23 protein-coding genes are annotated in these 24,264 nt (G+C 64.0%); 11 read left to right on the forward strand and 12 right to left on the reverse strand.

What is annotated here, in order from left to right:
- Window positions 1-15: 15 nt before the first annotated feature.
- The 4 genes from ACODS5_RS04405 to ACODS5_RS04420 are packed head-to-tail and all read right to left on the reverse strand — an operon-like array spanning window position 16 to window position 6,101.
- On the reverse strand, window positions 16-1,242 hold the full coding sequence (locus ACODS5_RS04405) for a hybrid sensor histidine kinase/response regulator (RefSeq protein ID WP_489108037.1): 1,227 nt from the start codon (window positions 1,240-1,242) through the stop codon (window positions 16-18).
- Window positions 1,236-1,811, reverse strand: coding sequence for a chemotaxis protein CheB (locus ACODS5_RS04410; protein ID WP_489108038.1), 576 nt, complete (start codon window positions 1,809-1,811; stop codon window positions 1,236-1,238). The genes ACODS5_RS04405 and ACODS5_RS04410 overlap by 7 nt, the downstream gene beginning before the upstream one ends.
- Window positions 1,808-2,629, reverse strand: a complete 822-nt coding sequence (locus ACODS5_RS04415) for a CheR family methyltransferase (RefSeq protein ID WP_134689593.1) — start codon at window positions 2,627-2,629, stop codon at window positions 1,808-1,810. Before ACODS5_RS04415 ends, ACODS5_RS04410 begins: the two co-directional genes overlap by 4 nt.
- Before the next feature lie 4 nt (window positions 2,630-2,633).
- Window positions 2,634-6,101 (reverse strand): response regulator, encoded by a 3,468-nt coding sequence (locus tag ACODS5_RS04420; protein WP_489108039.1) that lies wholly within the window; start codon window positions 6,099-6,101, stop codon window positions 2,634-2,636.
- Between the two features lie 252 nt (window positions 6,102-6,353).
- Here ACODS5_RS04420 and ACODS5_RS04425 point away from each other — a divergent pair, with 252 nt between their 5' ends.
- The gene (locus ACODS5_RS04425; protein WP_134689595.1) at window positions 6,354-6,704 is read left to right on the forward strand and encodes a response regulator; all 351 of its coding nucleotides are present in this window, start codon (window positions 6,354-6,356) and stop codon (window positions 6,702-6,704) included.
- 33 nt (window positions 6,705-6,737) lie between these two features.
- Here ACODS5_RS04425 and cobF read toward each other — a convergent pair whose 3' ends face one another.
- Both cobF and ACODS5_RS04435 read right to left on the reverse strand, forming a co-directional pair.
- Window positions 6,738-7,487, reverse strand: a complete 750-nt coding sequence (gene cobF / locus ACODS5_RS04430) for a precorrin-6A synthase (deacetylating) (protein WP_134689596.1) — start codon at window positions 7,485-7,487, stop codon at window positions 6,738-6,740.
- Window positions 7,488-7,552: 65 nt separating this feature from the next.
- Window positions 7,553-8,842 carry an OprD family porin gene (locus ACODS5_RS04435; protein WP_489108040.1) on the reverse strand — a complete coding sequence of 430 codons (1,290 nt, stop codon included), beginning with the start codon at window positions 8,840-8,842 and terminating at the stop codon, window positions 7,553-7,555.
- Window positions 8,843-9,199: 357 nt separating this feature from the next.
- Between ACODS5_RS04435 and ACODS5_RS04440 the strand changes: the two genes are divergently transcribed.
- The 3 genes from ACODS5_RS04440 (at window position 9,200) to ACODS5_RS04450 (ending at window position 10,631) form a co-directional block, all read left to right on the forward strand.
- A complete protein-coding gene (locus ACODS5_RS04440) occupies window positions 9,200-9,559 on the forward strand; it encodes a histone-like nucleoid-structuring protein, MvaT/MvaU family (RefSeq protein WP_134689598.1) in 360 nt (119 codons plus the stop codon).
- Window positions 9,560-9,767: 208 nt separating this feature from the next.
- Complete coding sequence (gloA, locus tag ACODS5_RS04445) at window positions 9,768-10,295, forward strand: lactoylglutathione lyase (protein ID WP_134689599.1); 528 nt, start codon at window positions 9,768-9,770, stop codon at window positions 10,293-10,295.
- A 93-nt stretch (window positions 10,296-10,388) separates the two neighbouring features.
- A complete protein-coding gene (locus tag ACODS5_RS04450) occupies window positions 10,389-10,631 on the forward strand; it encodes a hypothetical protein (RefSeq protein WP_134689600.1) in 243 nt (80 codons plus the stop codon).
- Window positions 10,632-10,718: 87 nt separating this feature from the next.
- Here the strand turns inward: ACODS5_RS04450 and ACODS5_RS04455 are convergent, their stop codons facing one another.
- Window positions 10,719-11,540 carry a shikimate 5-dehydrogenase gene (locus ACODS5_RS04455; RefSeq protein ID WP_489108041.1) on the reverse strand — a complete coding sequence of 274 codons (822 nt, stop codon included), beginning with the start codon at window positions 11,538-11,540 and terminating at the stop codon, window positions 10,719-10,721.
- Window positions 11,541-11,702: 162 nt separating this feature from the next.
- Here ACODS5_RS04455 and ACODS5_RS04460 point away from each other — a divergent pair, with 162 nt between their 5' ends.
- The 3 genes from ACODS5_RS04460 (at window position 11,703) to ACODS5_RS04470 (ending at window position 13,468) form a co-directional block, all read left to right on the forward strand.
- Complete coding sequence (locus ACODS5_RS04460) at window positions 11,703-12,050, forward strand: hypothetical protein (protein WP_134689602.1); 348 nt, start codon at window positions 11,703-11,705, stop codon at window positions 12,048-12,050.
- 96 nt (window positions 12,051-12,146) lie between these two features.
- Window positions 12,147-12,548 carry a MerR family transcriptional regulator gene (locus ACODS5_RS04465; protein WP_134689603.1) on the forward strand — a complete coding sequence of 134 codons (402 nt, stop codon included), beginning with the start codon at window positions 12,147-12,149 and terminating at the stop codon, window positions 12,546-12,548.
- Between the two features lie 20 nt (window positions 12,549-12,568).
- Window positions 12,569-13,468 (forward strand): hydroxymethylglutaryl-CoA lyase, encoded by a 900-nt coding sequence (locus ACODS5_RS04470; RefSeq protein ID WP_489108042.1) that lies wholly within the window; start codon window positions 12,569-12,571, stop codon window positions 13,466-13,468.
- A gap of 539 nt (window positions 13,469-14,007) precedes the next feature.
- Here the strand turns inward: ACODS5_RS04470 and ACODS5_RS04475 are convergent.
- Window positions 14,008-14,529, reverse strand: a complete 522-nt coding sequence (locus ACODS5_RS04475; RefSeq protein WP_372239472.1) for an MgtC/SapB family protein — start codon at window positions 14,527-14,529, stop codon at window positions 14,008-14,010.
- Between the two features lie 229 nt (window positions 14,530-14,758).
- Here ACODS5_RS04475 and ACODS5_RS04480 point away from each other — a divergent pair, with 229 nt between their 5' ends.
- The 4 genes from ACODS5_RS04480 (at window position 14,759) to ACODS5_RS04495 (ending at window position 20,066) form a co-directional block, all read left to right on the forward strand.
- A complete protein-coding gene (locus ACODS5_RS04480) occupies window positions 14,759-14,998 on the forward strand; it encodes a DUF3203 family protein (protein ID WP_217847809.1) in 240 nt (79 codons plus the stop codon).
- Between the two features lie 121 nt (window positions 14,999-15,119).
- The gene (gene ccoG / locus ACODS5_RS04485; protein WP_489108043.1) at window positions 15,120-16,529 is read left to right on the forward strand and encodes a cytochrome c oxidase accessory protein CcoG; all 1,410 of its coding nucleotides are present in this window, start codon (window positions 15,120-15,122) and stop codon (window positions 16,527-16,529) included.
- Window positions 16,530-16,567: 38 nt separating this feature from the next.
- A complete protein-coding gene (gene mapR, locus ACODS5_RS04490) occupies window positions 16,568-17,977 on the forward strand; it encodes a GntR family transcriptional regulator MpaR (protein WP_489108044.1) in 1,410 nt (469 codons plus the stop codon).
- Between the two features lie 55 nt (window positions 17,978-18,032).
- A complete protein-coding gene (locus tag ACODS5_RS04495; protein WP_489108045.1) occupies window positions 18,033-20,066 on the forward strand; it encodes a PAS domain-containing protein in 2,034 nt (677 codons plus the stop codon).
- Here the strand turns inward: ACODS5_RS04495 and ACODS5_RS04500 are convergent.
- From ACODS5_RS04500 to ACODS5_RS04515, 4 genes are all read right to left on the reverse strand, one after another.
- Window positions 20,063-20,809, reverse strand: a complete 747-nt coding sequence (locus ACODS5_RS04500; protein WP_489108046.1) for an SDR family oxidoreductase — start codon at window positions 20,807-20,809, stop codon at window positions 20,063-20,065. The genes ACODS5_RS04495 and ACODS5_RS04500 overlap by 4 nt on opposite strands.
- A 100-nt stretch (window positions 20,810-20,909) precedes the next feature.
- The gene (locus ACODS5_RS04505; RefSeq protein WP_489108047.1) at window positions 20,910-22,445 is read right to left on the reverse strand and encodes a DHA2 family efflux MFS transporter permease subunit; all 1,536 of its coding nucleotides are present in this window, start codon (window positions 22,443-22,445) and stop codon (window positions 20,910-20,912) included.
- Window positions 22,442-23,635 carry an EmrA/EmrK family multidrug efflux transporter periplasmic adaptor subunit gene (locus ACODS5_RS04510; RefSeq protein WP_489108048.1) on the reverse strand — a complete coding sequence of 398 codons (1,194 nt, stop codon included), beginning with the start codon at window positions 23,633-23,635 and terminating at the stop codon, window positions 22,442-22,444. Before ACODS5_RS04510 ends, ACODS5_RS04505 begins: the two co-directional genes overlap by 4 nt.
- Before the next feature lie 30 nt (window positions 23,636-23,665).
- Window positions 23,666-24,139 carry a MarR family winged helix-turn-helix transcriptional regulator gene (locus tag ACODS5_RS04515; protein ID WP_134689613.1) on the reverse strand — a complete coding sequence of 158 codons (474 nt, stop codon included), beginning with the start codon at window positions 24,137-24,139 and terminating at the stop codon, window positions 23,666-23,668.
- Window positions 24,140-24,264: the final 125 nt, after the last annotated feature.

A 24,264-nucleotide genomic window follows, 5' to 3' on the forward strand; every position in this document is an offset into this window, starting at 1 on the left:
AATCAGACCCCAGGCTTAGGCAGAGGTTGCCTGGGTCTGGTCGCTGTGTTGCAGCACCCCGGACAACGGCAGGTAGACGCTGAACGTCGCCCCGGTGCCGACCTGGCTGTCGACCTGGATCCGCCCGCCATGGGCCAGGACGATCTGCTCGGAAATATACAGCCCCAGCCCTAATCCGCCGCTGGCCTGCTGGGCAGCCACCCGCTCGAACTGCTGGAAGATCCGCTGCTGGTTTTGCCCATCGATGCCGATACCCTGGTCCTGCACTTGCACGCAAGCCATGCCGTCGTTGCCGAACACCCGTACCGTCACCGGCTTGCGCTCGCCGTAACGCAAGGCGTTGGACAACAGGTTGGCCAGCACCTGCTCGATGCGAAACTCGTCCCACTCGCCCTGCAGGGCCTCGCAGACTTGCAGTTCGATATGGGTGTCCAGGGCATGGGCCTGGGCCGCGAAGTTTTCCACCAGCCCGCGTACCAGTTGGCCGAGGTCGAAGGCCTTGGGCCGAATCGACAGCTTGCCGGTGCGAATCCGCGACACATCGAGCATGTCCTCGACCAGGCGGATCAGGCTGTTGATCTGGCGCTCGTCGCGCTCGACCATGGACTTGAGTTTTTCCTCGCTGAATGCCGCCAGGTTGCCCCGAGACAGGTGCATGCGCCGCAGCTGGGCCTCGAGGATCAGGCCGTTGAGCGGGGTGCGCACTTCGTGGGAGACGATAGACATGAAGTCGTCACGCATGCGCACGGCATGCTCCAGTTCGCCGCGGGCCACCTGCAACTGCGCCAGCAATTGTTCCTGTTCGGCGCGGCTGCGCTCCAGGGCCTGCAACTGGCGGTCGAGGGCCTTGCGCTGGCGGAACAGGTCGACGAACACCGACACCTTGCTCTTTACCGCCAAGGTGTCCAGCGGCTTGTGCAGGAAATCCACCGCCCCGCTTTCATAGCCCTTGAAGGCGTAGTTCATCTCGCGCCCGGCGGCGCTGACGAAAACGATGGGAATGTTGCGGGTTTTTTCCATGCCGCGCATCAGCTCGGCCAGTTCGAAGCCGTTCATGCCCGGCATCTGCACATCGAGGATGGCCAGGGCGAACTCGTGCTCGAGCAGCAGCGACAAGGCCTGCTCGGCGGACTGGGCCTGGTGCACCTCACGGTCCTCGCCCTGAATCAGGGCAGCGAGGGCCAGCAGGTTTTCCGGCAAGTCGTCGACGATCAGCAGTTTGGCGGTGATATGGCTTAGCATGCGCTGGGTTCCAGGGTAGCGAGCAACTGCCCGATACCGCTCAGGGGAAGAATGTGGTCGGGGCAGTGCAGGGCCAAGGCGGCCTCTGGCATCAGCGCGACCTGTGCGTCGCGAGGGTCCTGGACGACGGTCCGGCCTCCGCTTTGTCTGATCCGCAGCAGCCCGCGGGCACCGTCCTCGTTGGCACCGGTGAGCAGCACGCCGAGCAGCGCCGGGCCATAGGCATCGGCCGCCGACTCGAACAACAGATCGATTGCCGGTCGCGAGAAATACACCGGCTCCTCCTGGCTCAGGGAAAAGCTCAGGTCACGCTCCACCGACAGGTGATAGCCCGGCCCGGCCACGTAGATCAGGCCAGGCTCGATGGTGGCCTTGTCCTGCGCCTCGCGCACGGGGCGGCGCAGGCGCCGCTGCAGCACCTCGGCCAGTTGGCTGTGGCGGTCGTCCGGCAGGTGCAGCACACACAGCACCGGAACTGAGAAGCCGGCCGGCAGCGCGCCGAGCACGCTGAACAGCGCGGCCACGCCCCCCGCCGAGGCACCGATGACGATCGCGCCCACGCCGCTCATACCTTGCGGTAGATCCGCTCAGGCCGCACCAGCGGCTCGAAGCGTTCGCCATAGGCCGAGAAGTCCACCGACTCCTTGCTGCCCAGCACCAGGAAACCACGGTGGCACAGCGACTCGTGGAACAAGCCCAGGGCCCGGTCCTGCAAGCCCTTGTTGAAATAGATCAGCACATTGCGGCACGACACCAGTTGGGTTTCGGAGAACACGCTGTCGGTGGCCAGGCTATGGTCGGCGAAGGTGACGTTCTCGCGCAGGCTGGAATCGATGATGGCGTTGCCATAGGCGGCGGTGTAGTACTCGCTGAAATCCCGGCACCCACCGGCCTTGCGATAATTTTCCTGGTAATCGCGCATGCTCTGCATCGAGTAGATGCCTTGCTTGGCGCGCTCCAGCGAATGAGGGTTGATGTCGGTGGCATAAATGATGGTGCGTTCCAGCAGCCCCTCCTCGCGGAGCAGGATGGCCATGGAGTACACCTCCTCGCCAGTGCTGCAACCGGCGATCCAGATCTTCAGCGACGGCCAGGTGCGCAGCAGCGGCACCACCTCGTTGCGCAGCGCCAGAAAGTGCCCCGGGTCGCGAAACATCTCGCTGACCGGAATCGTCAGGAACTGCAGCAGCTCGAGGAACATGCCCGGGTCGTGCAGCACCCGTTCCTGCAAGGCCGACACCGTGCGGCAATCGAACTGACGCAAGGCATGGAGGATCCGGCGCTTGATCGAGGCGCCGGAGTAATCGCGAAAATCGTAGCTGTACTTGAGGTAGATCGCCTCGATCAGCAGCCGGATCTCGATATCGGTGTTGCGTTCGCTGGTCAAGATTTCAGATTCGCTCCAGTTGCGGCAGCCAGACCCGGATCAACGAGAACAAGCGATCCAGGTCGATAGGTTTGGCCAGGTAGTCGTTGGCGCCGGCCTGCAGGCAACGCTGCTGGTCGTCCTTCATCGCCTTGGCGGTCACGGCGATGATCGGCAACTTGCGCCAGCGCGGCTGCTGGCGGATCAGCCGGGTCGCCTCGTAGCCGTCCATTTCCGGCATCATCACGTCCATCAGCACCAGGTCGATGTCATCGTTGGCCTCCAGGCACTCCAGCGCCTCGCGGCCGTTGCGCCCGATCTCGACGATGGCGCCCTTGTGCTCCAGGGCGCTGGTCAGGGCGAAGATGTTGCGCACATCGTCGTCCACCAGCAGGATCCGCCGCCCTTCGAACACCTTGTCGCGGCTGCGCGCGGTCTTGAGCATGCGCTGGCGTTCGTTGGACAGCTGCGACTCGACCTTGTGCAGGAACAGCGTGACCTCGTCGAGCAGGCGCTCGGGCGAACGCGCGCCCTTGATGATGATCGAGCGCGAGTACTTGAGCAGGTCGGCTTCCTCCTCGCGGGTGAGGTTGCGCCCGGTGTAGACGATCACCGGCGGGAAACTGCGGATGTCTTCGGCGGTCATGCGCTTGAGCAGCTCGTTGCCGAGCATGTCGGGTAGCTTGAGGTCGATGATCATGCAGTCGTAGATGTTCTCGCGCAGCAGCGCCAGGGCGTCCTGGGCCAGGGCCACGGCAGTGATCTCGATATCGTCGTCGCCGATCAGGCGGGCGATGCTGTCGCGCTGCAGGTCATCGTCCTCGACCAGCAGGATGTGCTTGAGCTTCTGCGTGAGCTTGGCCTCCAGGCGGCCGAACACCACCTTGAGCTCCTCGCGACTGGTGGGCTTGACCGCATAGCCCACCGCGCCCATGTGCATCGCTGCCTCGACACGGTCTTCCACCGAAATGATGTGCACCGGGATATGCCGGGTGCTGGCCTGCTCCTTGAGCCGTTGCAGCACCGTCAGCCCGGAATGGTCGGGCAGGCGCATGTCCAGCAGGATGGCGTCGGGCAGGTATTGCGCGGCCAGCTCGAAGCCCTCGTCGGCGGCGTGAGCGACCAGGCAGCTGTAGCCCAGTTCATGGGCCAGGTCGTAGAGGATGCGGGCGAAGTTCGGCTCGTCCTCGATCACCAGGATGCAGCGGTTGCCGAACGGCGCTCGCTCACGGTCGTCGGCGAAGGTCGGGGTCGGGCGCTCGGTCCTGACCGGGGCGCTGGCCGGCGGTGCCGGCGGCAGTTCGTCGACCGCCGGGCGCAGGCTATGAACCTCGGCCTGTTGCGTGCCGGCCTCGAAGTGCTCGGGCAGGATCAGGCTGAACACGCTGCCCTGCCCCGGGCTGCTGTCGACGCTGATCTGCCCGCCAAGCAGGTGCGCCAGGTCGCGGGAGATCGACAGCCCCAGGCCGGTACCGCCATAACGGCGGTTGCTGGTGCCGTCGACCTGGTGGAACGCGCCGAAAATCGCCTGCTGCTGGTCGGCGGCAATGCCGATGCCGGTATCGCGCACGGCGAACACGATGCCCATGCCGTTCTGGTGGCTGATGCGCAGGCCCACCTGACCGCGCTCGGTGAACTTGATGGCGTTGGACAGCAGGTTCTTGAGGATCTGCTCCAGGCGCTGGCGGTCGGTGAACAAGGTCGCCGGCAAGGGCTGTTCAAGGTGCACCTCGAAGGCCAGGCCCTTGTCCTGGGCCAAGGGCCGGAACATGCCCTGCAAACCTTCGACCAGGCGCTCGAGGGGCGTGGTCTCGGCGCGCACTTCGAGCTTGCCGGCTTCGACCTTGGCAATGTCGAGGATGTCGTTGATCAGGTTGAGCAAATCGTTACCGGCCGAATAGATCGACTCGGCGAACTTGACCTGGTCCGCGCTCAAGTTGCCTTCGGCGTTCTCGGCCAGCAACTTGGCCAGGATCAGCGAGCTGTTGAGCGGTGTACGCAGCTCGTGGGACATGTTGGCGAGGAATTCGGACTTGTACTTGCTCGAACGTTGCAGGTCGTCGGCACGGGCCTGCAACTCCACCTGGGCCTGGTTCAGTTCGCCGTTCTTGCGGTCCAGGGCCTCGGTGCGCTCGGCCAGTTGTTCGTTGGTCTGTTCAAGTTCCGCCTGCTGGGTTTCCAGGTGGGCCTGGGACTCCTTGAGCACCCGCGACTGCTCTTCGAGCTCTTCGTTGGCGGTCTTGAGCTCTTCTTGTTGCACCTGCAGCTCTTCGTTGAGCTGCTGGGTCTCGGCCAGCACCTCTTGCAGGCGCTGACGATAGCGGGCGCTCTCTATGGAGATGCCCAGGTTGTCGGCGACGCGCTCGAGCAACTCGCCATCACGCGCTTGCAGGGGACGCAGGAAACCGAGCTCGAGCACGCCATTGACCAGGCCATCGTTCCTCGCCGGGATCAGCAGGCCACTGCGCGGCAAGCCGTTGCCCAAGCCCGAGCTGAGCCGGTAGTAATCCTGTGGCAGGTCGTCCAGGCGCAGCAAGCGGTTCTCCAGCAACGCCTGGCCCAGCAACCCGGCATGGTCCCCCGTGCGCGGCTGCAGCGCCTGCTGTTCGGCGTCCAGGCCATAGCTGGCGATCCGGACCAACTGACCGTGCTCGTCGCGTACGTACAACGCACCCACCACACTGCCGAGGTAACCGGCGAAGAAGCGCAGGATATTGTCCCCCAGCAGCGGCAGGGTCAGTTGCCCCAGCACCTGCTCGGCCAACTGGGTCTGCCCGGTGCGCAGCCAGGCCTGATGCTCCAGGCGCTCGGCGCTGCGCTGCTGGGCCTGCAGGTTGTCGACGTAACTGGCTGACAGCGCCAGCAGGTCGCGGCGGCCCAGGTAGGCGAGCAAGGCGCTGAGGGTAACGATGAACAGCACGAATGCGCTGATGGCAATCACCGTGACGCTGCTGACTGTCTCGGTACGGGCCATGCGCAACTGCTGCTCGGTGCCGATCAGGCCATCGAACTCCTTGCGGATCTCGTCGGTGATGCGCTTGCCACGCCCATTGCCAATGGAGAGCTGGACGTCGCCCTTGTTGCGCCGCAGGCCGATCATCTCGCTGGCGAAATCGTTCCAGGCATGCTGCAAGGCCACCAGGCGATCGATCCGGTCAACCTGCTGGGGGTTGTCCGCGACCATGCCCTTCAAGCCCTCGAGGCTGCTGAAGATACGTGGTTTGGCCACTTCATAGGGATCGAGAAAGCGCTCGTCGCCGGTGATCAGGAAACCGCGCATGCCGGTTTCCATGTCGATCGACAGCTTGACCGTTTCGTTGGCGTTGCCGATGACCCGGTCGGTGTGCTCCACCCATTGCATGGCCGAGAGCAGGTAGTTGATCACCGCGACGAACGCCACGGCGCCCAACAGCCCCACCGCCAGGGGCAGGCCAACGTTGCGGCTGAGCAGCTTGCGAAAGCTGCGCTGGTCCATCGAGGCTGCTTGAATCATCAGAAAATGCCCGCGTGAAAAAGTCCATTGAACAGTGTGGCGATACGTCTTGTAGGTCTTGCCCTGCGCCAGACCGACCGGGAAATACAGCGAGTCTAACCAGCTTTCGCCATTCTGGCAGGGCATTTAGCCAGTATTTGAAGGCGCAGGCCGCCAATCGTTCCATCTATTTGCCCATGCCGGTAAGCTTGGGAACTTCTGCCCTTGCCGCGGGCACAGAGTAGAGACCATTCATCGAAACAGGATCCACCCATGCACCTTCTGGTAGTCGAAGACGACGACATCGTTCGCATGCTGATAGTCGAAGTGCTCGACGAACTGGGCTACACCGCCATCGAGGCCGACAGCGCTGCCGCGGCCCTCAAGATCATCGAGAATCCCGCGCAACCGCTGGCGCTGTTGATGACTGACGTGGGGTTGCCCGACCTGCGCGGCCAGGAATTGGCGGCCAAGGCCCGGGAAACCCGGCCGAACCTGCCGGTGCTGTTCGCCAGTGGCTACGCCGAGAGCGTCGAGGTGCCGCCGGGCATGCACCTGATCGGCAAGCCGTTCAGCATCGAGCAATTGCGCGACAAGGTGATGGCCATTCTGGGCAGGCCCTGAGTTCTCGCAAGTCGGGCTTCGGCGCAGAGACGCCTACAGCTCGCGGCGCAGCAGGTAGGTGTCCATGATCCAGCCCTTGCGCCGCCGGGCCTCTTCACGCAGCGACAGGATGCGTGCCTTGACCGCCAGCAGCGGCCCATGCACCAGCAGCTCATCCGCCGTGCCCAGGTAAGCGCCCCAGTAGATCACCAATTGCGCATCCTCCAGTTCGGCAAAGGCACCCCGGCCGTCGAGCATCACCAGCACATTGTCGATCCGCGCCTGCTCGCCCAGGCGCCGGCCGGGCAGCACGGTCAACGGCTCGCCGATGCGGTTGAGGGGTATCTGATGGCGGGCAGCCAGGGCCTGGATACTGCTGATCCCGGGAATCACCTCAAGTGACAAGGCCACGCCGCGCTGCCGGACCAACTCCAGAATACGCAGCGTGCTGTCGTAGAGTCCTGGCTCGCCCCACAACAGGAAGGCGCCGACCTCATTGTCCGCCAGCTCCTGCTCGAGCAGCCTGGCGTACAACGCGGCGCGCTGGCCATGCCAGTCGCGCACGGCCTCGACATAGTCGCTGGCCATGCTGTCCCGGCAGGGATCGGCGACCTGCACCAGGCGGTAGCCGCCCTGGGGCAGGTAGCGTTCGAGCAGGGCCCGACGCATGCGCACCAGGTCATCCTTGTCCGCGCCCTTGTCGAGCACGAAGAACACCGCCGCACGGCGAAGCGCGTCCACGGCCTCATAGGTGACCTGGCGCGGATCGCCGGGGCCGATGCCAATCAGTAGCAGCTGTTTCATCGCCTGCCCTGCTTAAGAAACGGGTGGTCATTGTCGGCCGACCACCCGCCCTTGGCAAAGGCGATTTAGAGGATCGAGAAATTGTAGCTGACGATGACCCGGGTCTCGTCCATGTCACGCGCCCACTTCTCGTAGTTGCTGCGATAGGTGGAGTTACGCAGGCGCACGCTGACATCCTTGAAGGTGCCGCTCTGGACCTGGTACTTGAGCTCGGTGTCGCGTTCCCATTCCTTGCCTTCGGCGTTGCTGCCCGGGACCTTGATGTTGTCACCGTTGATATAACGGGTGAAGAAGGTCAGGCCAGGCACGCCCATGGCCTTGAAGTCATAGTCGTAGCGCAGTTGCCAGGAGCGCTCCTGGGCGGCGGCAAAGTCGTTGACCTGGGCATAGTTAACCAGGTATGGGTTGGTGCCATCGAGGTACGGCATGGCGCTATCGCCATACATACGCTGCCAGCCAGCACTGATCTTGTGGCCACCCAGGCTGTAGCCGAGCATGCCGCTGAAGGCGCGGTGGTCGATCTGGCCGGCCCGGGCGTTACCGATGTCGTCGCTCTTGATCACCCGCAGGTCGGCGGACAGGGTGCCGACGTCCAGTGGCTGGCTGGCCACCAGGCCGAGGAAATGCTGGCGGTAGATATTTTCCAGCTTGGAGACCTGGTACTGGGCGCTGATGCGCTCGTTGAAGCGGTAGTCGACGCCAGCCAGGTCGAAGTGATCGGCCTCGGTGTCGCAGGCGTAGCGCTTGTTCTTGCAGTGCACACGCAGGTCCTGGCGGTCGGTGGAATCCCGCGCGGTGTACTGGTTCAGGCGGGCCAGGGTGAACTTCAGGTCGCGCACTTCCTCGCTGGTCAGCCAGGCGCCATGGAACATGGTTGGCAACAGACGGCCGTCGTTGTACTTGAGCAGCGGTACATCGGGCATCATCGAGCCGTATTTGAACACGGTCTGGGAAACCTTGACCTTGCCGGCGATGCCCATCTTGGCGTATTGGTCGGCGGAGTGACGCGGATCGTGGCCGGACGATGGCAACAGACCGCTGTTACTGTCGGCAGGGCTCGAGTCCAGTTTGAACCCGACCATGCCCAGGGCATCGACGCCAAAACCTACCGGGCCCTGGGTATAACCGGACTGGACATTGAGGATGAACCCCTGCGCCCATTCTTCGCGTTTCGACGCGCCCTGGCTGGAACTGCTGTGGCCGTCGCGAAAGTCCCGGTTGAAATAGACATTGCGTGCTTCGACCTTGGCACTGCTGTCTTCAAGAAAACCAGCGGCCTGGGCGTTGGCACCGACACACAGGAAGAACAGGCCGGCAACTCGGCGCCCGGGGGCGAGGGGGAAAGGGGCAAACATGCGAACAAAACATCCAAAAGAAGGGCAAAAAACGATCCGGGCAATCGACTGCACCGGCACTACGTGATGAGCGAATACATTTCGACCATCATCCATAATTTTCACCCAGGGCCTCTAGCCTGCGCCATGGGACCATGGTCTAAGGCCTCGGCCAGATACCCTGGCAGGGAAGTTCGAATACCCCGCGAAAAATCGGCAAAGTTCCCGGTTTATTGATTGAAAGTTTGCTGTTTACCCAGGTGCGGGCGATGTCTACACTGACACTCAGCGAACAGCTATACCCATCCGCGTGGCCGGCGTTTAGTCCAGTTTATGTTCGTCACGTCATGCCACCGCAGACTTACAGGAGTGATGACAGTGTCCAGACTTGCAGAGTTTCGTGCTGCCGAAAAAGCGCTTCAGGAACAGATGGCACAACTGGAGGCGCTGAAAAAGGATGCCGGCCTTAAACGCGAAATCGAATTCGAGCAGAAACTAGTCGGCCTGATGAAAAGCTACGACAAGAGCCTGCGCGATATCATCGCCATCCTCGACCCAAAGGCCACCCAGCGCGCCCCGACCGTGGCCGCCAAGCAGCAGCGCCGCCCGCGGGTGGTGAAGGTCTACGAGAACCCGCACACCGGCGAGTTGATCGAGACCAAGGGTGGCAACCACCGCGGCCTGAAGGCCTGGAAGCAACAGTACGGTGCACAGACGGTGGAAACCTGGGTGCGCTGATGAAACCTCGACACCCGCTTCACACTTTTTTCACAAGCACTGGCTCAGTATCGAACCAGCTAAAGGACTAGCGACCCCATCACGCGCCCGCACATGCGGGCCTCTAATTCCAGCGCCCCGCCCTCGTGCGGGGCGCTTTCATTTGCGCTGCTGGCTGACTGCCGTATCATGACCCGCCTCTACCAAGGCCCTGATTCTGGAGTACCCCATGAGCCTGCACGATCTTCAAGCGCTGCCCGGCGTCACCGCCCAGCCAGACACCGCCACCTCCCAGTTCGTCTTCAACCACACCATGCTGCGGGTCAAGGACATCGAGAAGTCCCTGGACTTCTACACCCGCGTCCTGGGCTTTCGCCTGGTGGACAAACGCGACTTCCCGGAGGCGGCCTTCAGCTTGTACTTCCTGGCCCTGGTCGACCCGGCGCAGATTCCGGCCGATGATGCCGAACGCCACCAGTGGATGAAGTCGATCCCGGGCGTGCTCGAGCTGACCCACAACCACGGCACCGAGAACGATCCGCAATTCGCCTACCACAACGGCAATACCGACCCCCGAGGTTTTGGCCACATCTGCATTTCGGTGCCAGACGTGCGGGTTGCCTGCGCGCGTTTCGAGGCGCTGGACGTGCCTTTCCAGAAACGTCTGCAAGATGGCCGCATGAACCACCTGGCCTTCGTCAAGGACCCGGATGGCTACTGGGTCGAAGTGATCCAGCCGACCGACCTGCAAGGCTGACGCCACGCTTCACGCTCGTCGGGCCGGACACTTCCGGCCCCTCGCTGTGGTATACGGAAGGAACTGCTTTCCAGCCACAGCGAGGTCAGGACGATGCAAACCCTTCACTGTGAATACCGCGATCACCACATCACCGCCAGCGTGATGCCCCACCCCGACTCCCCCCTACCCTATGCGGCCGGCTGCCTGATCACCGATCCCCATGGCCATACCAGCAAGCGCATTTCCATGCCGATGAAATTCTTCAGCGACCTGGAGAATGCCCAGCATGTCTCCCTGGCTCATGGCCGGGCGCTGGTCGATCAGCGGTTGGACCAGGGCCACAAGACGTTCTAGGCAGCGTCACGGTCGGAGCCGGCCTTGCCGGCGAACACTGGCGTCCAGACAGCGTTCGCCAGCAAGCACCTACAGTATGAGGTGGGGCTAAATATCCCGGGCGTACGCCACCGCCGCCGCGACTTGTTCAGCGTTTGGCCGCACACCGGTGTACAACACGAATTGCTCCAGCGCCTGCCGGGCAATCACCTCAAGCCCGGTGATCAGAGGCTTGCCCAGCGCTTGGGCCACCTGGATCAACGGCGTGCGCTCCGGCATCGCCACCACGTCGAACACCCGCTCGGCTGCGGCGATGGCCGTCTCGGCGAAGGCCAGCTGCCGCGCCTCGGGCCCGCCGGCCATGCCGATCGGGGTGACGTTGATCAGCATCGGCGGGCATAGGTCGCCCAGCTCGGGCAGCCAGCGATAACCGCAGACATCCGCCAACTGGCGCCCGGCCTGCTCATTGCGCGCGACGATGGTGCCTTCGGCGAACCCGGCGTCACGCAGCGCGCTGGCCACGGCCTTGGCCATGCCACCACTGCCGCGCAGGGCGAAGCCGGTCGCCGGGTCGACCTGATGCTGCGCCAGCAACTGGCGCACCGCCAGGTAGTCGGTGTTATAAGCCTTGAGATGGCCGTCGTTATTGACCAGGGTATTGACCGACTCGATGGCTGCCGCCGAGGGGTCGACTTCGTCCACCAGCGCCATGCAGGCTTCCTTGTACGGCATCGACACACCGCAACCACGCACCCCCAGGGCGCGAACGCCCGCCACTGCCGCCGGCAGGTCCTGGGTGGTCATGGCCTTGTAGTAGTAATCCAGGCCCAACTGCTGGTACAGGTGGTTGTGAAAGCGCACGCCGAAGGTGCCGGGGCGACCGGCCAAGGAAATGCACAGGACCGTGTCCCGGCTGGGTGGAATGATCATCGCGACTCCTGAAAACATGGCTGAAACGATTGCGCCAGCGTAGCAGACCCCGCCGCCGGTCGCCCCTTACACAACCTTTACCCTTTGCCTGCGCTCGCTTTACCGGGCGCGCGGTCATAGTAGTCAGGCCCCAAGCCTGGGGTTGTCTTGCGAGGTGTCAGCATGAAACGTCTACTCCCCGGTATCGCCCTGCTGGTAGGCGCGCTGGCCGTTAGCGGCCAGGCCGCCGCCCATGGTGGTGGCTGGTATGGCCCGGGGCCGGTGATCGGCGCGGCCGTGGTTGGCGCAGTGGTGGGCGCGGCCGTGACCGGCGGACATGACCGCACGGTGTATGTCGAACGCCAGCCGGCCTACTATGCGCCGCCACCGCCGGTCTATGTCCAAGCGCCCCCGCCGCCGGTGTACTACCAGCCCTATGTGGTCGAGCGCTATGTCCCCGCCCCGCCACCGCCGGTCTATCGGCGCTATTACGGACCACCACCGGTCTACTATGGCCCACCGCGCTGGTGAACAGTACAACTCGGGGCTCGCCTTGACCCGCCGCCAGCTTGACGTATACGTCAAGCTGGCATTAGGTTAGCGGCATTCCTTACCCCGAGCCCGAGCATGAGCAGCCAGACCTACAGCATCTCCGACCTGTCCCGCGAACTGGACATCACCACCCGCGCCATCCGCTTCTATGAGGAGCAGGGCCTGCTCAGCCCCGAACGCCGGGGCCTGGAACGCATCTACTCGGCGCGCGACAAGGTCACCCTCAAGCTGATCCTGCGCGGCAAGCGCATTGGTTTCTCGCTGGCAGAATGCCGCGAACTGATCGAGCTCTACGACCCCAGCGGGGGCAACCAGAAGCAACTGCACAGCATGCTGGCCAAGATCGCCGAGCGCCGCGCCCAGCTGGAGCAGCAAATGCTCGATATCCAGCAGATGCACCTGGAGCTGGACACCGCCCAGGAACGCTGCGAGCAGGCCCTGGCCGCCACCTTGAATACGCCGCACAACCACCGTTGATCCGCCACAGGAAGCCCGCCATGTCATTGCCCGAGAAAGTCCGCCTGGTCGAAGTCGGCCCGCGCGACGGCCTGCAGAACGAAGCCCAGCCCATCAGTGTCGCCGACAAGGTACGCCTGGTGGACGACCTCAGCGACGCTGGGCTGGCTTATATAGAAGTGGGCAGCTTCGTGTCGCCCAAATGGGTGCCGCAGATGGCGGGTTCCAGCGAGGTGTTCGCCGGCATTCGCCAGCGCGAAGGTGTTACCTATGCAGCGCTGGCCCCCAACCTGCGGGGCTTCGAAGACGCCCTCGCCGCCGGGGTGAAGGAGGTGGCGGTATTCGCCGCCGCGTCCGAGTCCTTCTCGCAGCGCAACATCAACTGCTCGATCGGCGACAGCCTGAAGCGCTTCGAGCCGATCATGCAAGCGGCGCGCGAGCATGGCATACGGGTGCGCGGCTATGTGTCCTGCGTGCTCGGCTGCCCCTATGAGGGAACTGTCCAGGCCGAACAGGTCGCGCCAGTGGCCCGTGAGCTGCACCAGATGGGCTGCTACGAGGTATCGCTGGGCGACACCATTGGCACCGGCACCGCCGGTGCTACCCGCCGGCTGTTCGAGGTGGTCTCGGCGCAGGTGCCCCGGGCGCAGCTTGCCGGGCATTTCCACGACACCTATGGCCAGGCGCTGGCCAACGTCTATGCCAGCCTGCTCGAAGGCATCAGCGTGTTCGACAGCTCCGTGGCGGGCCTGGGCGGCTGCCCGTACGCCAAGGGCGCGACCGGCAATGTTGCCAGCGAGGATGTGGTGTACCTGATGCAAGGATTGGGCATCGACACCGGCATCGACCTGGACCGCCTGATCGCCGCCGGCCTGCGCATCAGCGAAGTACTCGGCCGCGCCAGCGGTTCGCGCGTGGCGCGCGCGCGGACCGCGCACTGATTCATACGGTTGTCACACAGGTGTGGGTGGAGTGTTACCGCCTACACGCCCGCCAGCGAAAAATCGGGTAACAGGGAAACAAATCGACAAAATTTCACGTGCCACGATTTACTCAAAAACGTTCAACCATTTGATTTTAAAAGATTTTTAAAAGTTGGCACGGCACCTGCTATATGTTCTGGCATAACAAGAACAAAAAACGCGATACCCAATAAAAACAATAGAGAACGGCTCTGACATAACAAGAACAACACGGCAGAGGCGTAGCAAGCAGATTTTTTTGGAGTCGACGTGCTTTCCTGGGGTACAGGCCCCGCAGCCGGACACAGAACAACAAAACTACCTTCGAGGTAGCGGCAGTCCAGGTTGGATCACGTGCGATGAACGCAGGTCAGCGCTCAAAAAAATACGTTTGCTCTTGGCCCCGGTTGGGGGCCCCGCAACACCGAGACAACGGCTGACAAAAACAACAACAGGCCCGTCTCCAATAATAATAAAAGAGCAAGCAACAACGCTTATGAGGGGAGCTTCGGCTCCCCTCAGTGCTTCCTGCCCTCCTCCCGGCGTTTCTCCTCCTGCTCTCCCTCCACCTTGTCCACCAGCACCGGCATGCTCGCCAGCACCAACAGTGCCAGCACTGTGCTGATCAACGCCGTGGCTTCACGCCCCATGCCGGCGGCGGTACCTATGGCCGCGGTCATCCACAGCCCGGCGGCGGTTGTCAGCCCTTTGACGTGGCTGGGGTCCTGCCCGTTGCCCTTGAGGATGGTGCCCGCGCCGAGAAAACCGATCCCGGCGACGATGCCCTGGATTACCCGACTCAGGGCCTGCTCATCGGCCCCGGCCATGCCCGGTGCCAGCACGAACAGCGCCGCGCCCATGGACACCAGCATGTGGGTGCGCACCCCGGCCGACTTACCTTTGCTTTCACGCTCGAAGCCCAGCACCGCGCCCAGCATGGCGGCCATCAGTAGGCGCACGAGGATGCGCGTCACTTCGCCTTCGTCGGTGATATCAGCGAATTCGGCCTGGATCGCCGCCCCTATCGATTGCAGTAGCATTTCCATCCCGACCTCCTGCAGAACCTGAAGGAGCCAGCCGTGCTGGCGAACCAGACGCCGCGGTGAATGATGGCACCGGCTGCACCGGTGCGCACCGGCACAGCAGGCTCCTACAGAGATGACCCTCCAGCCAGCCCCGAGTGCCCACCGCACCACCCAGCGTAACGATGCAACATCTGCCACCGCGGCACTGTCCACTCCTGTAACCGTCACACCGGAGGTACTTGCCATGCCCGTTGAAGTCGACCCCAGCACCCGTCGTTGCACCTTGATCGGCGACCATATACGCCTGGAGGGCAGCGGCCCCGAAATCGAGATCGTCACCGATGAACAGTTGCGCATGTCGCTGGCCATCCTGGCCGGCGAGCGCATCCCCATTACCGAAAGCGAAGCCGACGCGCTGACTGTCGCAGGTGCGGTGGATAGCCGCAGGCATCTGAAGAGCAGCGCTCCAGGCTCGGTAATTTAAGGGCCGGATGCCAAACTAGGAGAATCTGATACGGTTTTTATCGCTATAGCTGAGTCTGTGCTGCAAACAGATCGGGGGCCATAGTGCCCGGGCCTGATCGAGGCCTGATGAGCGATGAACCATGAGCGATAGAATCCCCTTCCGAGTCATCGAGATTGACCCCGCCGCCAGCCACAAGAGCAAAAGCCACAACGCTGGCGGCATCCACACCCGCAGTTTCAGCGGCTTCTACCGTAACCTGCGCATCGTCTTCGCCGGCGCGCTGTTCGTGCTGTTCTTCGGCACCGCCTGGTTGCAGTGGAACGGGCGCCAGGCGGTGCTCTGGGACCTGGCTGAAAGCAAGTTCCACATCTTCGGCGCCACCTTCTGGCCACAGGATTTCATCCTCCTGTCGGCATTGTTGATCATCTGCGCCTTCGGCCTGTTCGCCATCACCGTGTTCGCCGGCCGCGTCTGGTGCGGCTACAGCTGCCCACAAAGCACCTGGACCTGGCTGTTCATGTGGTGCGAGAAAGTCACCGAAGGCGACCGCAACCAGCGCATCAAGCTGGCCGCTGCGCCCTGGGGAATGGAGAAGATCGCCCGGCGCACCCTCAAGCACGGCCTGTGGCTGGCCATCGGCCTGCTCACCGGCCTGACGTTCGTTGGCTACTTCACCCCGATCCGGCCCCTGGCCGCGGAACTGTTCAGCCTCGAGCTGGGTGGCGTGGCACTGTTCTGGATCCTGTTCTTCACCGCCGCCACCTACCTCAACGCCGGCTGGCTGCGCGAAGCGGTGTGCATGCACATGTGCCCCTACGCCCGCTTCCAGAGCGTGATGTTCGACAAGGACACCCTGGCGGTGGCCTACGACCCCAGCCGCGGCGAAGCCCGTGGCCCGCGCAAGAAAGGCAGCGACCCACGCAACCAGGGCCTGGGCGATTGCATCGACTGCACCCTGTGCGTGCAAGTCTGCCCCACCGGCATCGATATCCGTGACGGCCTGCAGATGGCCTGCATCGGCTGCGCCGCCTGCATCGACGCCTGTGATGGGGTGATGGACAAGATGGACTATGCCCGCGGCCTGATCGGCTACAAGTCCGAGCACAACCTGCAAGGCGGCAAGACCCACTGGTTGCGCCCGCGTCTGCTGGGCTACGCCACGGCCCTGACGGTGATGATCGGCGCGCTGGTGATCGCCCTGCAAATGCGCCCGATGGTGTCGATGGACGTGATCAAGGACCGCGGCCTGTTCCGCGAGAACGCCCTGGGCCAGATCGAGAACATTTACTTGCTCAAGATCATCAACAAGACCCAGGAGTCCCAGCACTATCGCCTGCGCCTGGTGGACGCCGACGGCTTCGAGCTGCATGGGCGTAGCGAAATCACCCTGGCCGCCGGCGAGATGAGCGAGTTGCCGGTATCGGTGGCGATGCTCGCCGAGCGCCCGGCCAGCAGCTCGCAGACGCTGACCTTCGAGATCCAGGACAGCGACCAGCCAGGCGTACGCAGCACCGCCAACAGCCGTTTCGTCGCGCCGATGAACCGCTGATCCCTTACACTGAGCCGACCTTGCCTGCCGAAACCACAATGAAACGCTACGAACGATTCGCCGACGACATTGCCGAACTGATCCGCTCCGGGGTCCTGGGCCCCGGCCAGCGGGTGCCTTCGGTGCGCTATGCCAGCCAGACCCACGGGGTCAGCCCGTCCACGGTATTCCAGGCGTACTACCTGCTGGAACGCCGCGGCCTGATCCGTGCCCGGCCGCGTTCGGGCTACTTCGTCAACGCCCATGCGCCACGCCCGTTCAACGAACCCCAGGCCCAGGCGCCGGCCAGCGAGTCCACCGAGGTGGACGTCAGCGGCCTGGTGTTCTCGATCCTCGACTCGATCAAGGACCCGCATACCGTGCCGTTCGGCTCGGCATTCCCTAGCCCGGCACTGTTCCCGCTGCAGCGCCTGGCCCGCTCGTTGGCCAGCGCCAGCCGCGCCATGGACCCGCGCATGGTGGTCACCGACCTGTCGCCGGGCAACCCACAGCTACGCCGGCAGATCGCCCTGCGCTACATGGTCGCCGGGCTGATGTTGCCGATGGAGGAACTGCTGATCACCAACGGCGCGCTGGAGGCCCTCAACCTGTGCCTGCAGGCGGTGACCCAGCCAGGCGACTTGGTGGCCATCGAAGCGCCGGCCTTCTATGCCTGCCTGCAGGTGCTCGAACGCCTCAAGCTCAAGGCCGTGGAGATCCCGGTACATCCACGTGAAGGCATGGACCTGGGCGTGCTGGCCCAGACCCTGGAGAAGCACCCGGTCAAGGCCGTGTGGTGCATGACCAACTTCCAGAACCCAGTGGGCGCGAGCATGCCGGAGGCGAAAAAACAGCAACTGGTGGAACTGCTGCGTCGCCATCAGGTGCCGCTGATCGAGGACGATGTCTACGCCGAGCTGTACTACGCGCAACAGGCCCCCAAACCCGCCAAGGCCTTCGACACCGAGGGCCTGGTAATGCATTGCGGTTCGTTCGCCAAGAGCCTGGCACCGGGCTATCGCATTGGCTGGGTCGCCGCCGGGCGCTTCGCCCAGAAAATCGAACGGCTCAAGTTGATGACCTCGCTGTGCGCCTCGATGCCGGCCCAGGCCGCCATCGCCGACTATCTGCAGCATGGCGGCTATGACCGCCACCTGCGCAAACTGCGCTATGCGCTCGAAGGCCAGCAGGCCAACATGCTCGCCGCCATTGGCCGACATTTCCCAGCGCAGACCCGGGTCAGCCAGCCTTCCGGCGGCTACTTCCTGTGGCTGGAGCTGCCCGAGCAAATGGACGCGTTGAAACTCTTCCACATGGCCCTGGCCCAAGGCATCAGCATCGCCCCGGGGCCGATCTTCTCGCCGACCCGGCGCTTCGGCAACTGCATCCGCCTGAACTACGGTAGCCCTTGGGGCGACGGTCCAGAGCAGGCCATGGAAACCCTCGGACGCATCGTGCGCTCGTTCTAGCCGAGCAACGGGCAAGCAGGCTACAGTTGGGCACCGCTCAGCCCCGGACCCCTGCATGCCCGAACCTGAAATCCTCGCGTTGCGCCAGCGCAACGCCGAACTCGAGTCCCGCCTGGCCCAGCGGGAAAGCGACGACAACCTGTACCGTTTCCTGTTCGACACCATGGACGAGGGGTTCTGCGTCATCGAGTTCTTCGATGGCCCCCACGGTCCGTTGAGTGACTATGTGCATTTAGTGGCCAACGCCGCCTACGCTCGCCATGCCGGCATTGCCAATGTGGTCGGGCAGAAGCTTCGGGAAATGGTGCCCGACGAGGCCGACGGCTGGGTCGCGCGCTACGGTTCGGTTCTGCGTACGGGCGAGCCGCTGCAGTTCGAGCAGGAGCTGGTGGCCACTGGCAGGGTATTGTCGGTCACCACTTTCCGTATCGAGCCAGCCGAACGTCGCCAAGTGGCGGTACTGTTCAAGGATGTCACTGAGCGGCGGCGTGCCGAAGACGCCCTGCAACAACTCAATGATCAGCTCGAACAGCGGGTTGCCGAGGCTTTGGCCGAGCGCGGCCTGTTCGCCGAGCTGGTGGAGAACAGCGTGGCCCGTGTACAGGTGATGGATACCGAGCTGCGCTTGCTGGCCGTCAACCATCGTGCGGTGAAAGACTTCGAATTCCTCTTCGGGCATCGCCTCAAAGCTGGCGATAGCCTGCCCGAATGCCTCGCCAACTTCCCCGCAGAGCGTGCTCGATCTGAAGCCATGTGGCGCAGGGCACTGGCTGGCGAAAGCTACATCGAGACCATCGAGTACGGCCGTGGTGCCCGCCTGCGCCATTTCGAGCTGCGCTTCAACCCGCTACGCGAGAGCAGCGGAAGGATCACCGGGGCCTACCTGTTCATCTACGACGTCACCCGCCAGGTCGATGAGCAGCAACGTCGACTCCAGGCCGAGGACGCCCTGCGCCAAGCGCAGAAAATGGAAGCAGTAGGCCAACTCACCGGAGGCATTGCCCACGATTTCAACAACCTGTTGGGCGGCATGCTCGGCGCCCAGGAACTGCTGCGCCAACGCCTGGAACAGGGGCGTCTGGCCGAGATCCCGGCCCTGCTCGACACTGCCGGGCACTCGGCCAGGCGCGCCGCCGCGCTGGTCCACCGGCTGCTGGCCTTCTCCCGGCGCCAGACCTTGCTGCCCCAGGCCACGGCTGTCGGCCAACTGGTGAAGGGCATGGAGGAGTTGATCCATCGCAGTGTCGGGCCAGCCATCAGCGTGCAGGTGCAGTGCGATGCCGAGCTATGGCCATCCTTCATCGACCCGCCGCAACTGGAAAGCGCGCTGCTCAACCTGTGCATCAACGCCCGGGACGCCCTGCCGGCCGGCGGCATGATCGACATCAAGTGTGACAACCGCTGGCTGGACGACAGCACAGCCTTAGCCCTCGACCTGCCCTGCGGCCCGTACCTGTGCCTGAGCGTCCAGGACAATGGTCGCGGCATGACGCAAGAGGTGCAGGAAAAAGCCATCGATCCGTTCTTCACCACCAAGCCGCTGGGCCAGGGTACAGGGTTGGGGCTATCGATGACCTATGGCTTCGTGCGCCAGTCCGGTGGTCAGTTGCAGATCACCTCCAGCCCGGGCGCTGGCACGCGGGTCGACCTGTACCTGCCGCGCCACGGCGAAACACCCATCGCACGGCGTCCGCCTGGCGAGGCGCGCGCCCAGGTGCAACGCGCCGCAGCCCGGATCCTGCTGGTCGAAGACCAGGCCGCGCTGCGCCTGGTCATCGGCGATGTGCTTGAAGAGCTCGGTCATAGTGTCGAATGCGCGGAACATGGCCCCGCCGCGCTGGAGCTGCTGGAAAGCGGCTATGTACCGCAACTGCTGATCAGCGACATTGGCCTGCCCGCGGGGCTCAGCGGCCGGCAAGTCGCTGAGCGCTGCCGTGCCCGGTTTGCTGATTTACCGGTACTGTTCATCACCGGCTATGACCAAAGCGCTGCGCAGAGTGACGGTAGGCTGCCGCCGCGCACCCAGGTCCTGCTCAAGCCCTTCGAGCTGCCCGACCTGGTCGACAGGGTCAACACGCTGCTGGGCTAACGGCCACCGCTGAGGTCGATGAAACTGCCCGTCGAATACGAGGCTTTGTCCGACAGCAACCAGAGGATGGCCTCGGCCACCTCCTGGGGTTGACCACCGCGCCCCATCGGCAGGCCCGGCTCGAGCTTGGTGACACGGTCGGGATCACCGCTCAAGGCATGGAAGCCGGTGTGGATGTAGCCAGGCCGCACACCGTTGACCCGTACCCCCTCGCCCGCCACTTCCTTGGCCAGGCCGACCGTGAAGGTATCCAGCGCGCCCTTGGATGCGGCGTAGTCCACGTACTCGTTGGGCGAGCCCAGGCGTGCGGCCACGGATGACACATTGACGATCGCCCCACCCTGCCCGCCATGGCGCCGGGCCATGCGCAGCAGCGCGTGCTTGGCGCACAGAATCGGGCCGACCACATTGCTCTTCATTACCTTGAGCAAGCGGAACTCGGACATGTCCTCGACCCGGCTCTGCTGGCCGATGGTGCCGGCGTTGTTCACCAGCGCGGTGACCCTGCCCAGCTCCTGGTCGACCCGTTGGAACAAGCGCACCACCTCATCCTCGACGCTGGCGTCGGCGCGCACGGCGATGGCCTTGGCGCCCAGCGCGCGAACCTGCGCCAGCACCGCCTCGGCGGCATGGTCATCGGCGTGGTAGTTGATGCAGATGCGGTAACCCTGTTGCGCCGCCAGCAACGCGGTGGCGGCGCCAATGCCCCGGCTGGCGCCGGTGATGACGATAACCCTGTCCATGAGTCTTCCAAGTAACGTGGAATAGACCTACAAGACTAGGGGAAAAGAACTGTCAGGAGCAATGAGTAACTGCAGGCGCCAGCCTTGCTGGCGCCTGTGCTCAGTGGCCTGCCGAGGCGGGGCCGGCCTTGGCGGTGAACGGCGGCTTGGCCAGCCATACCAGCAGGATCAACCCGGCGAACACCCAGGTCAGCAGGGTGAAGTAATCCACCGTCGACATCATGTAGGCCTGGCTGTTGAGGATCTGCTCCAGCTTGGCGTACCCCTGCGGCCCAGCACCGCCCAACTGCTCGAGGGTTTGCCGGGTGGCCGGATCGAAACTGCTGATGTGCTCGCTCAAATAGGCATGGTGCTGGTCGGCCCGGCGGATCCAGATCCAGGTGGTCAGCGAGGCGGCGAAACTACCGCCCAAGGTGCGCAGGAAGGTCGCCAGCCCCGAGCCGTCGGCGATCTGCTGCGGTGGCAGGTCCGAGAGCAGAATGCTCAAGGTCGGCATGAAGAACAGCGCCACGCCGATCCCCATGAACAGCTGCACCAGGGCGATGTGCAGGAAGTCCACCTCGTTGGTGAAGCCAGCACGCATGTAACAGCTGGTGCCGATCGCCAGGAAGGCGACCCCGGCCAGCACGCGCAGGTCGAAACGGTGCGCGTACTTGCCCACGAACGGCGACATCAGCACCGGCAGCAGGCCGATCGGCGCCACCGCCAGGCCCGCCCAGGTCGCGGTGTAGCCCATCTGCGTCTGCAGCCACTGCGGCAGAATCAGGTTGATGCCGAAGAAACCGGCATAACCGCCCACCAGGACCAGGGTGCCGATACGGAAGTTGCGGTGCACGAACAGGCGCAGGTTGACCACCGGGTGGCGATCGGTCAGTTCCCAGATCACGAACACCGCCAGGAACACCACCGAGATCAGCGTGCCGATGACGATGAACGACGACTCGAACCAGTCCAGGTCGTTGCCCTTGTCCAGCACCACCTGCAGCGCACCGACCCCGACGATCAGGGTCAGCAGGCCGATGTAGTCCATCGGCTGGCGGCTGGTGACCACTGGCCGCGCACGCATCTGCTGGCGCACCACGGCAGCGGCGAACAGGCCGATTGGGATATTGATGAAGAAGATCCACGGCCAGCTGTAGCTGTCGGTGATCCAGCCACCGAGGATCGGCCCGGCGATGGGCGCCACCACCGTGACCATCGCCAGCAACGCCAGGGCCATCCCCCGTTTCGCTGGCGGATACACGGCGATCAGCAGGGTTTGGGTCATCGGGTACAACGGCCCGGCCACCACCCCTTGCAGCACGCGAAACAGCACTAGCTCCGGCATCGACTGGGCGACGCCGCACAGGAACGAGGCCAGCACGAACAGCAGCGTGGCCCAGATGAACAGCTTGACCTCGCCGAAGCGCCGGCTGAGCCAGCCGGTCAGCGGCAAGGCAATGGCATTGCTCACCGCGAACGAGGTGATCACCCAGGTACCCTGCTCCGAGCTCACGCCAAGGTTGCCGGAGATGGTCGGCAACGCCACGTTGGCGATGGTGGTGTCGAGCACCTGCATGAAGGTCGCCAGCGACAGGCCAATGGTGGTCAGTAGCAGGCTCGGCGGGGTGAACTGCGCGGCTGCCTGCTGGCTCATCGCTGGGCCGTCTTGCCGGCGGCGCTGTTGTCGTGGATCAGACGGGCGATCAGCTGGTCGGCTTCGACCAACTGGCGGTCATACACCTGGGTGGTGTAGCTGGCCTGCTGCGGCGGTTGTTGAGCCAGGGCCGGGCCGCTCTGGTCGTGCAGGTCGACCTCGGCGACAGTGGACAGGCCGATGCGCAGAGGGTGCTCCTTGAGCTGTTCGGGGTCGAGGTGGATACGCACCGGCACGCGCTGGACGATCTTGATCCAGTTGCCGGTGGCGTTCTGCGCCGGCAGCAAGGCGAAGGCGCTACCGGTGCCGGCGCCAAGGCTGTCGACGGTACCGTTGTACGTGACCTCGCTGCCGTACAGGTCGGCGCTGATCTGCACCGATTGACCGATACGCATGTCGCGCAGCTGGGTTTCCTTGAAGTTGGCGTCGATCCACACCTCATCCAGCGGGATCACCGCCATGGTCGCGCTGCCCGGTTGCAGGCGCTGGCCCAACTGCACGGTGCGCTTGGCCACGTAGCCGGTGACCGGCGCCACCAAGGTGGTACGGGCATGGTCCAAGTAGGCCTGGCGCAGGTCGGCGGCGGCGGCCATGACTTCGGGATGCGACGAAACCACGGTGTCGTCGACCAGGGCGGTGCTGGTGTTCAGTTGCTGGCGGGCACTGTTGACGGCGGCCTCGGCCACGCTCAGGTCATCGCGCGAATGGGACACTTCCTCGGCGGCGATGGCGCCACTGTCGGCGAGAATGCGCCGGCGGTTGTAGTCCTGCCGGGCCTTTTGCAGCTCGGCCTGGCGGGTGGCCAGTTGCGCCTTGAGCGAATCGACGTTGCTGTACAGCCCGCGCACCTGGCGCACGGTACGCGCCAGCTTGGCCTCGGCCGCCTGCAAGGCGACTTCGCTGTCGGCCGGGTCGAACTGCAGCAACACCTGGCCGGCATGCACCAGGTCGCCATCATCGGCGCCGATGCTGGTGACAGTGCCGGTCACCAACGGGGTGATCGCCACCACGTTGCCGTTGACATAGGCGTCGTCGGTGCTTTCATGCCAGCGCCCGATCAGGCTGTACCAGGCCCAGGCGCCGGCCCCGGCAAGGATTAACAGCAGCAGCAGGGCCAACAGCCAGGCCTTGCGCTTGCGCGTGTTGTCCGGCGCGACGGCCGGGGGGGAAGTGTCGGCGGGAGTAGCCATGACAATACCTTGGAAAAGAGTGGCTTAGGATCAACGATCGGCGAAGCGGCGGATCGTCAGGGGGTCGCCAGCGTGCAGCAGGATCTTCGCCAGCAGGCCCTCGAGGGCCTGCAATTCTTCAGCCTGCAGCACGCCGACCAGTTCGTTCATCGCCGCCGCCCCCACCAGAGGCAGGCGATCGGCCAAGCGCTGGCCGTCGGCGGTGAGGGCCAGGCGCACTTGGCGACGGTCGTCGGGGCAGCGCTTGCGCAGCACCAGGCCCTTCTGTTCGAGACGGTCGAGCATGCGCGTCATCGACCCGCTGTCCAGGCCCAGGTAGCGGCACAGCTCGGCGGGCGTGTCGACCTGGTATTGGGTAGCGATAACCAACACCTTGAACTGGGCGGCGGTGACGCCATCGGCCTCCAGGTGGCAGTCGAGGATGCGGTCCTTGAGCAGCGCGGCGCGACCGAGCAGCATGCCGATGGTGCAAGTCTGGAAGTTTTCCGGTGTGAAATGAGACATGGGGACCTGTCCGGATAATTGTGTACAAATATTACTGCCTAGGCAGTAATTGTCAAAGACTTGATTAGCTGACTAATTAAAATTTCATGAAACATCCCCTGGAAAGGATAGAATGCTCGACATCC

Source organism: Pseudomonas sp. FG47 (assembly GCF_057809115.1).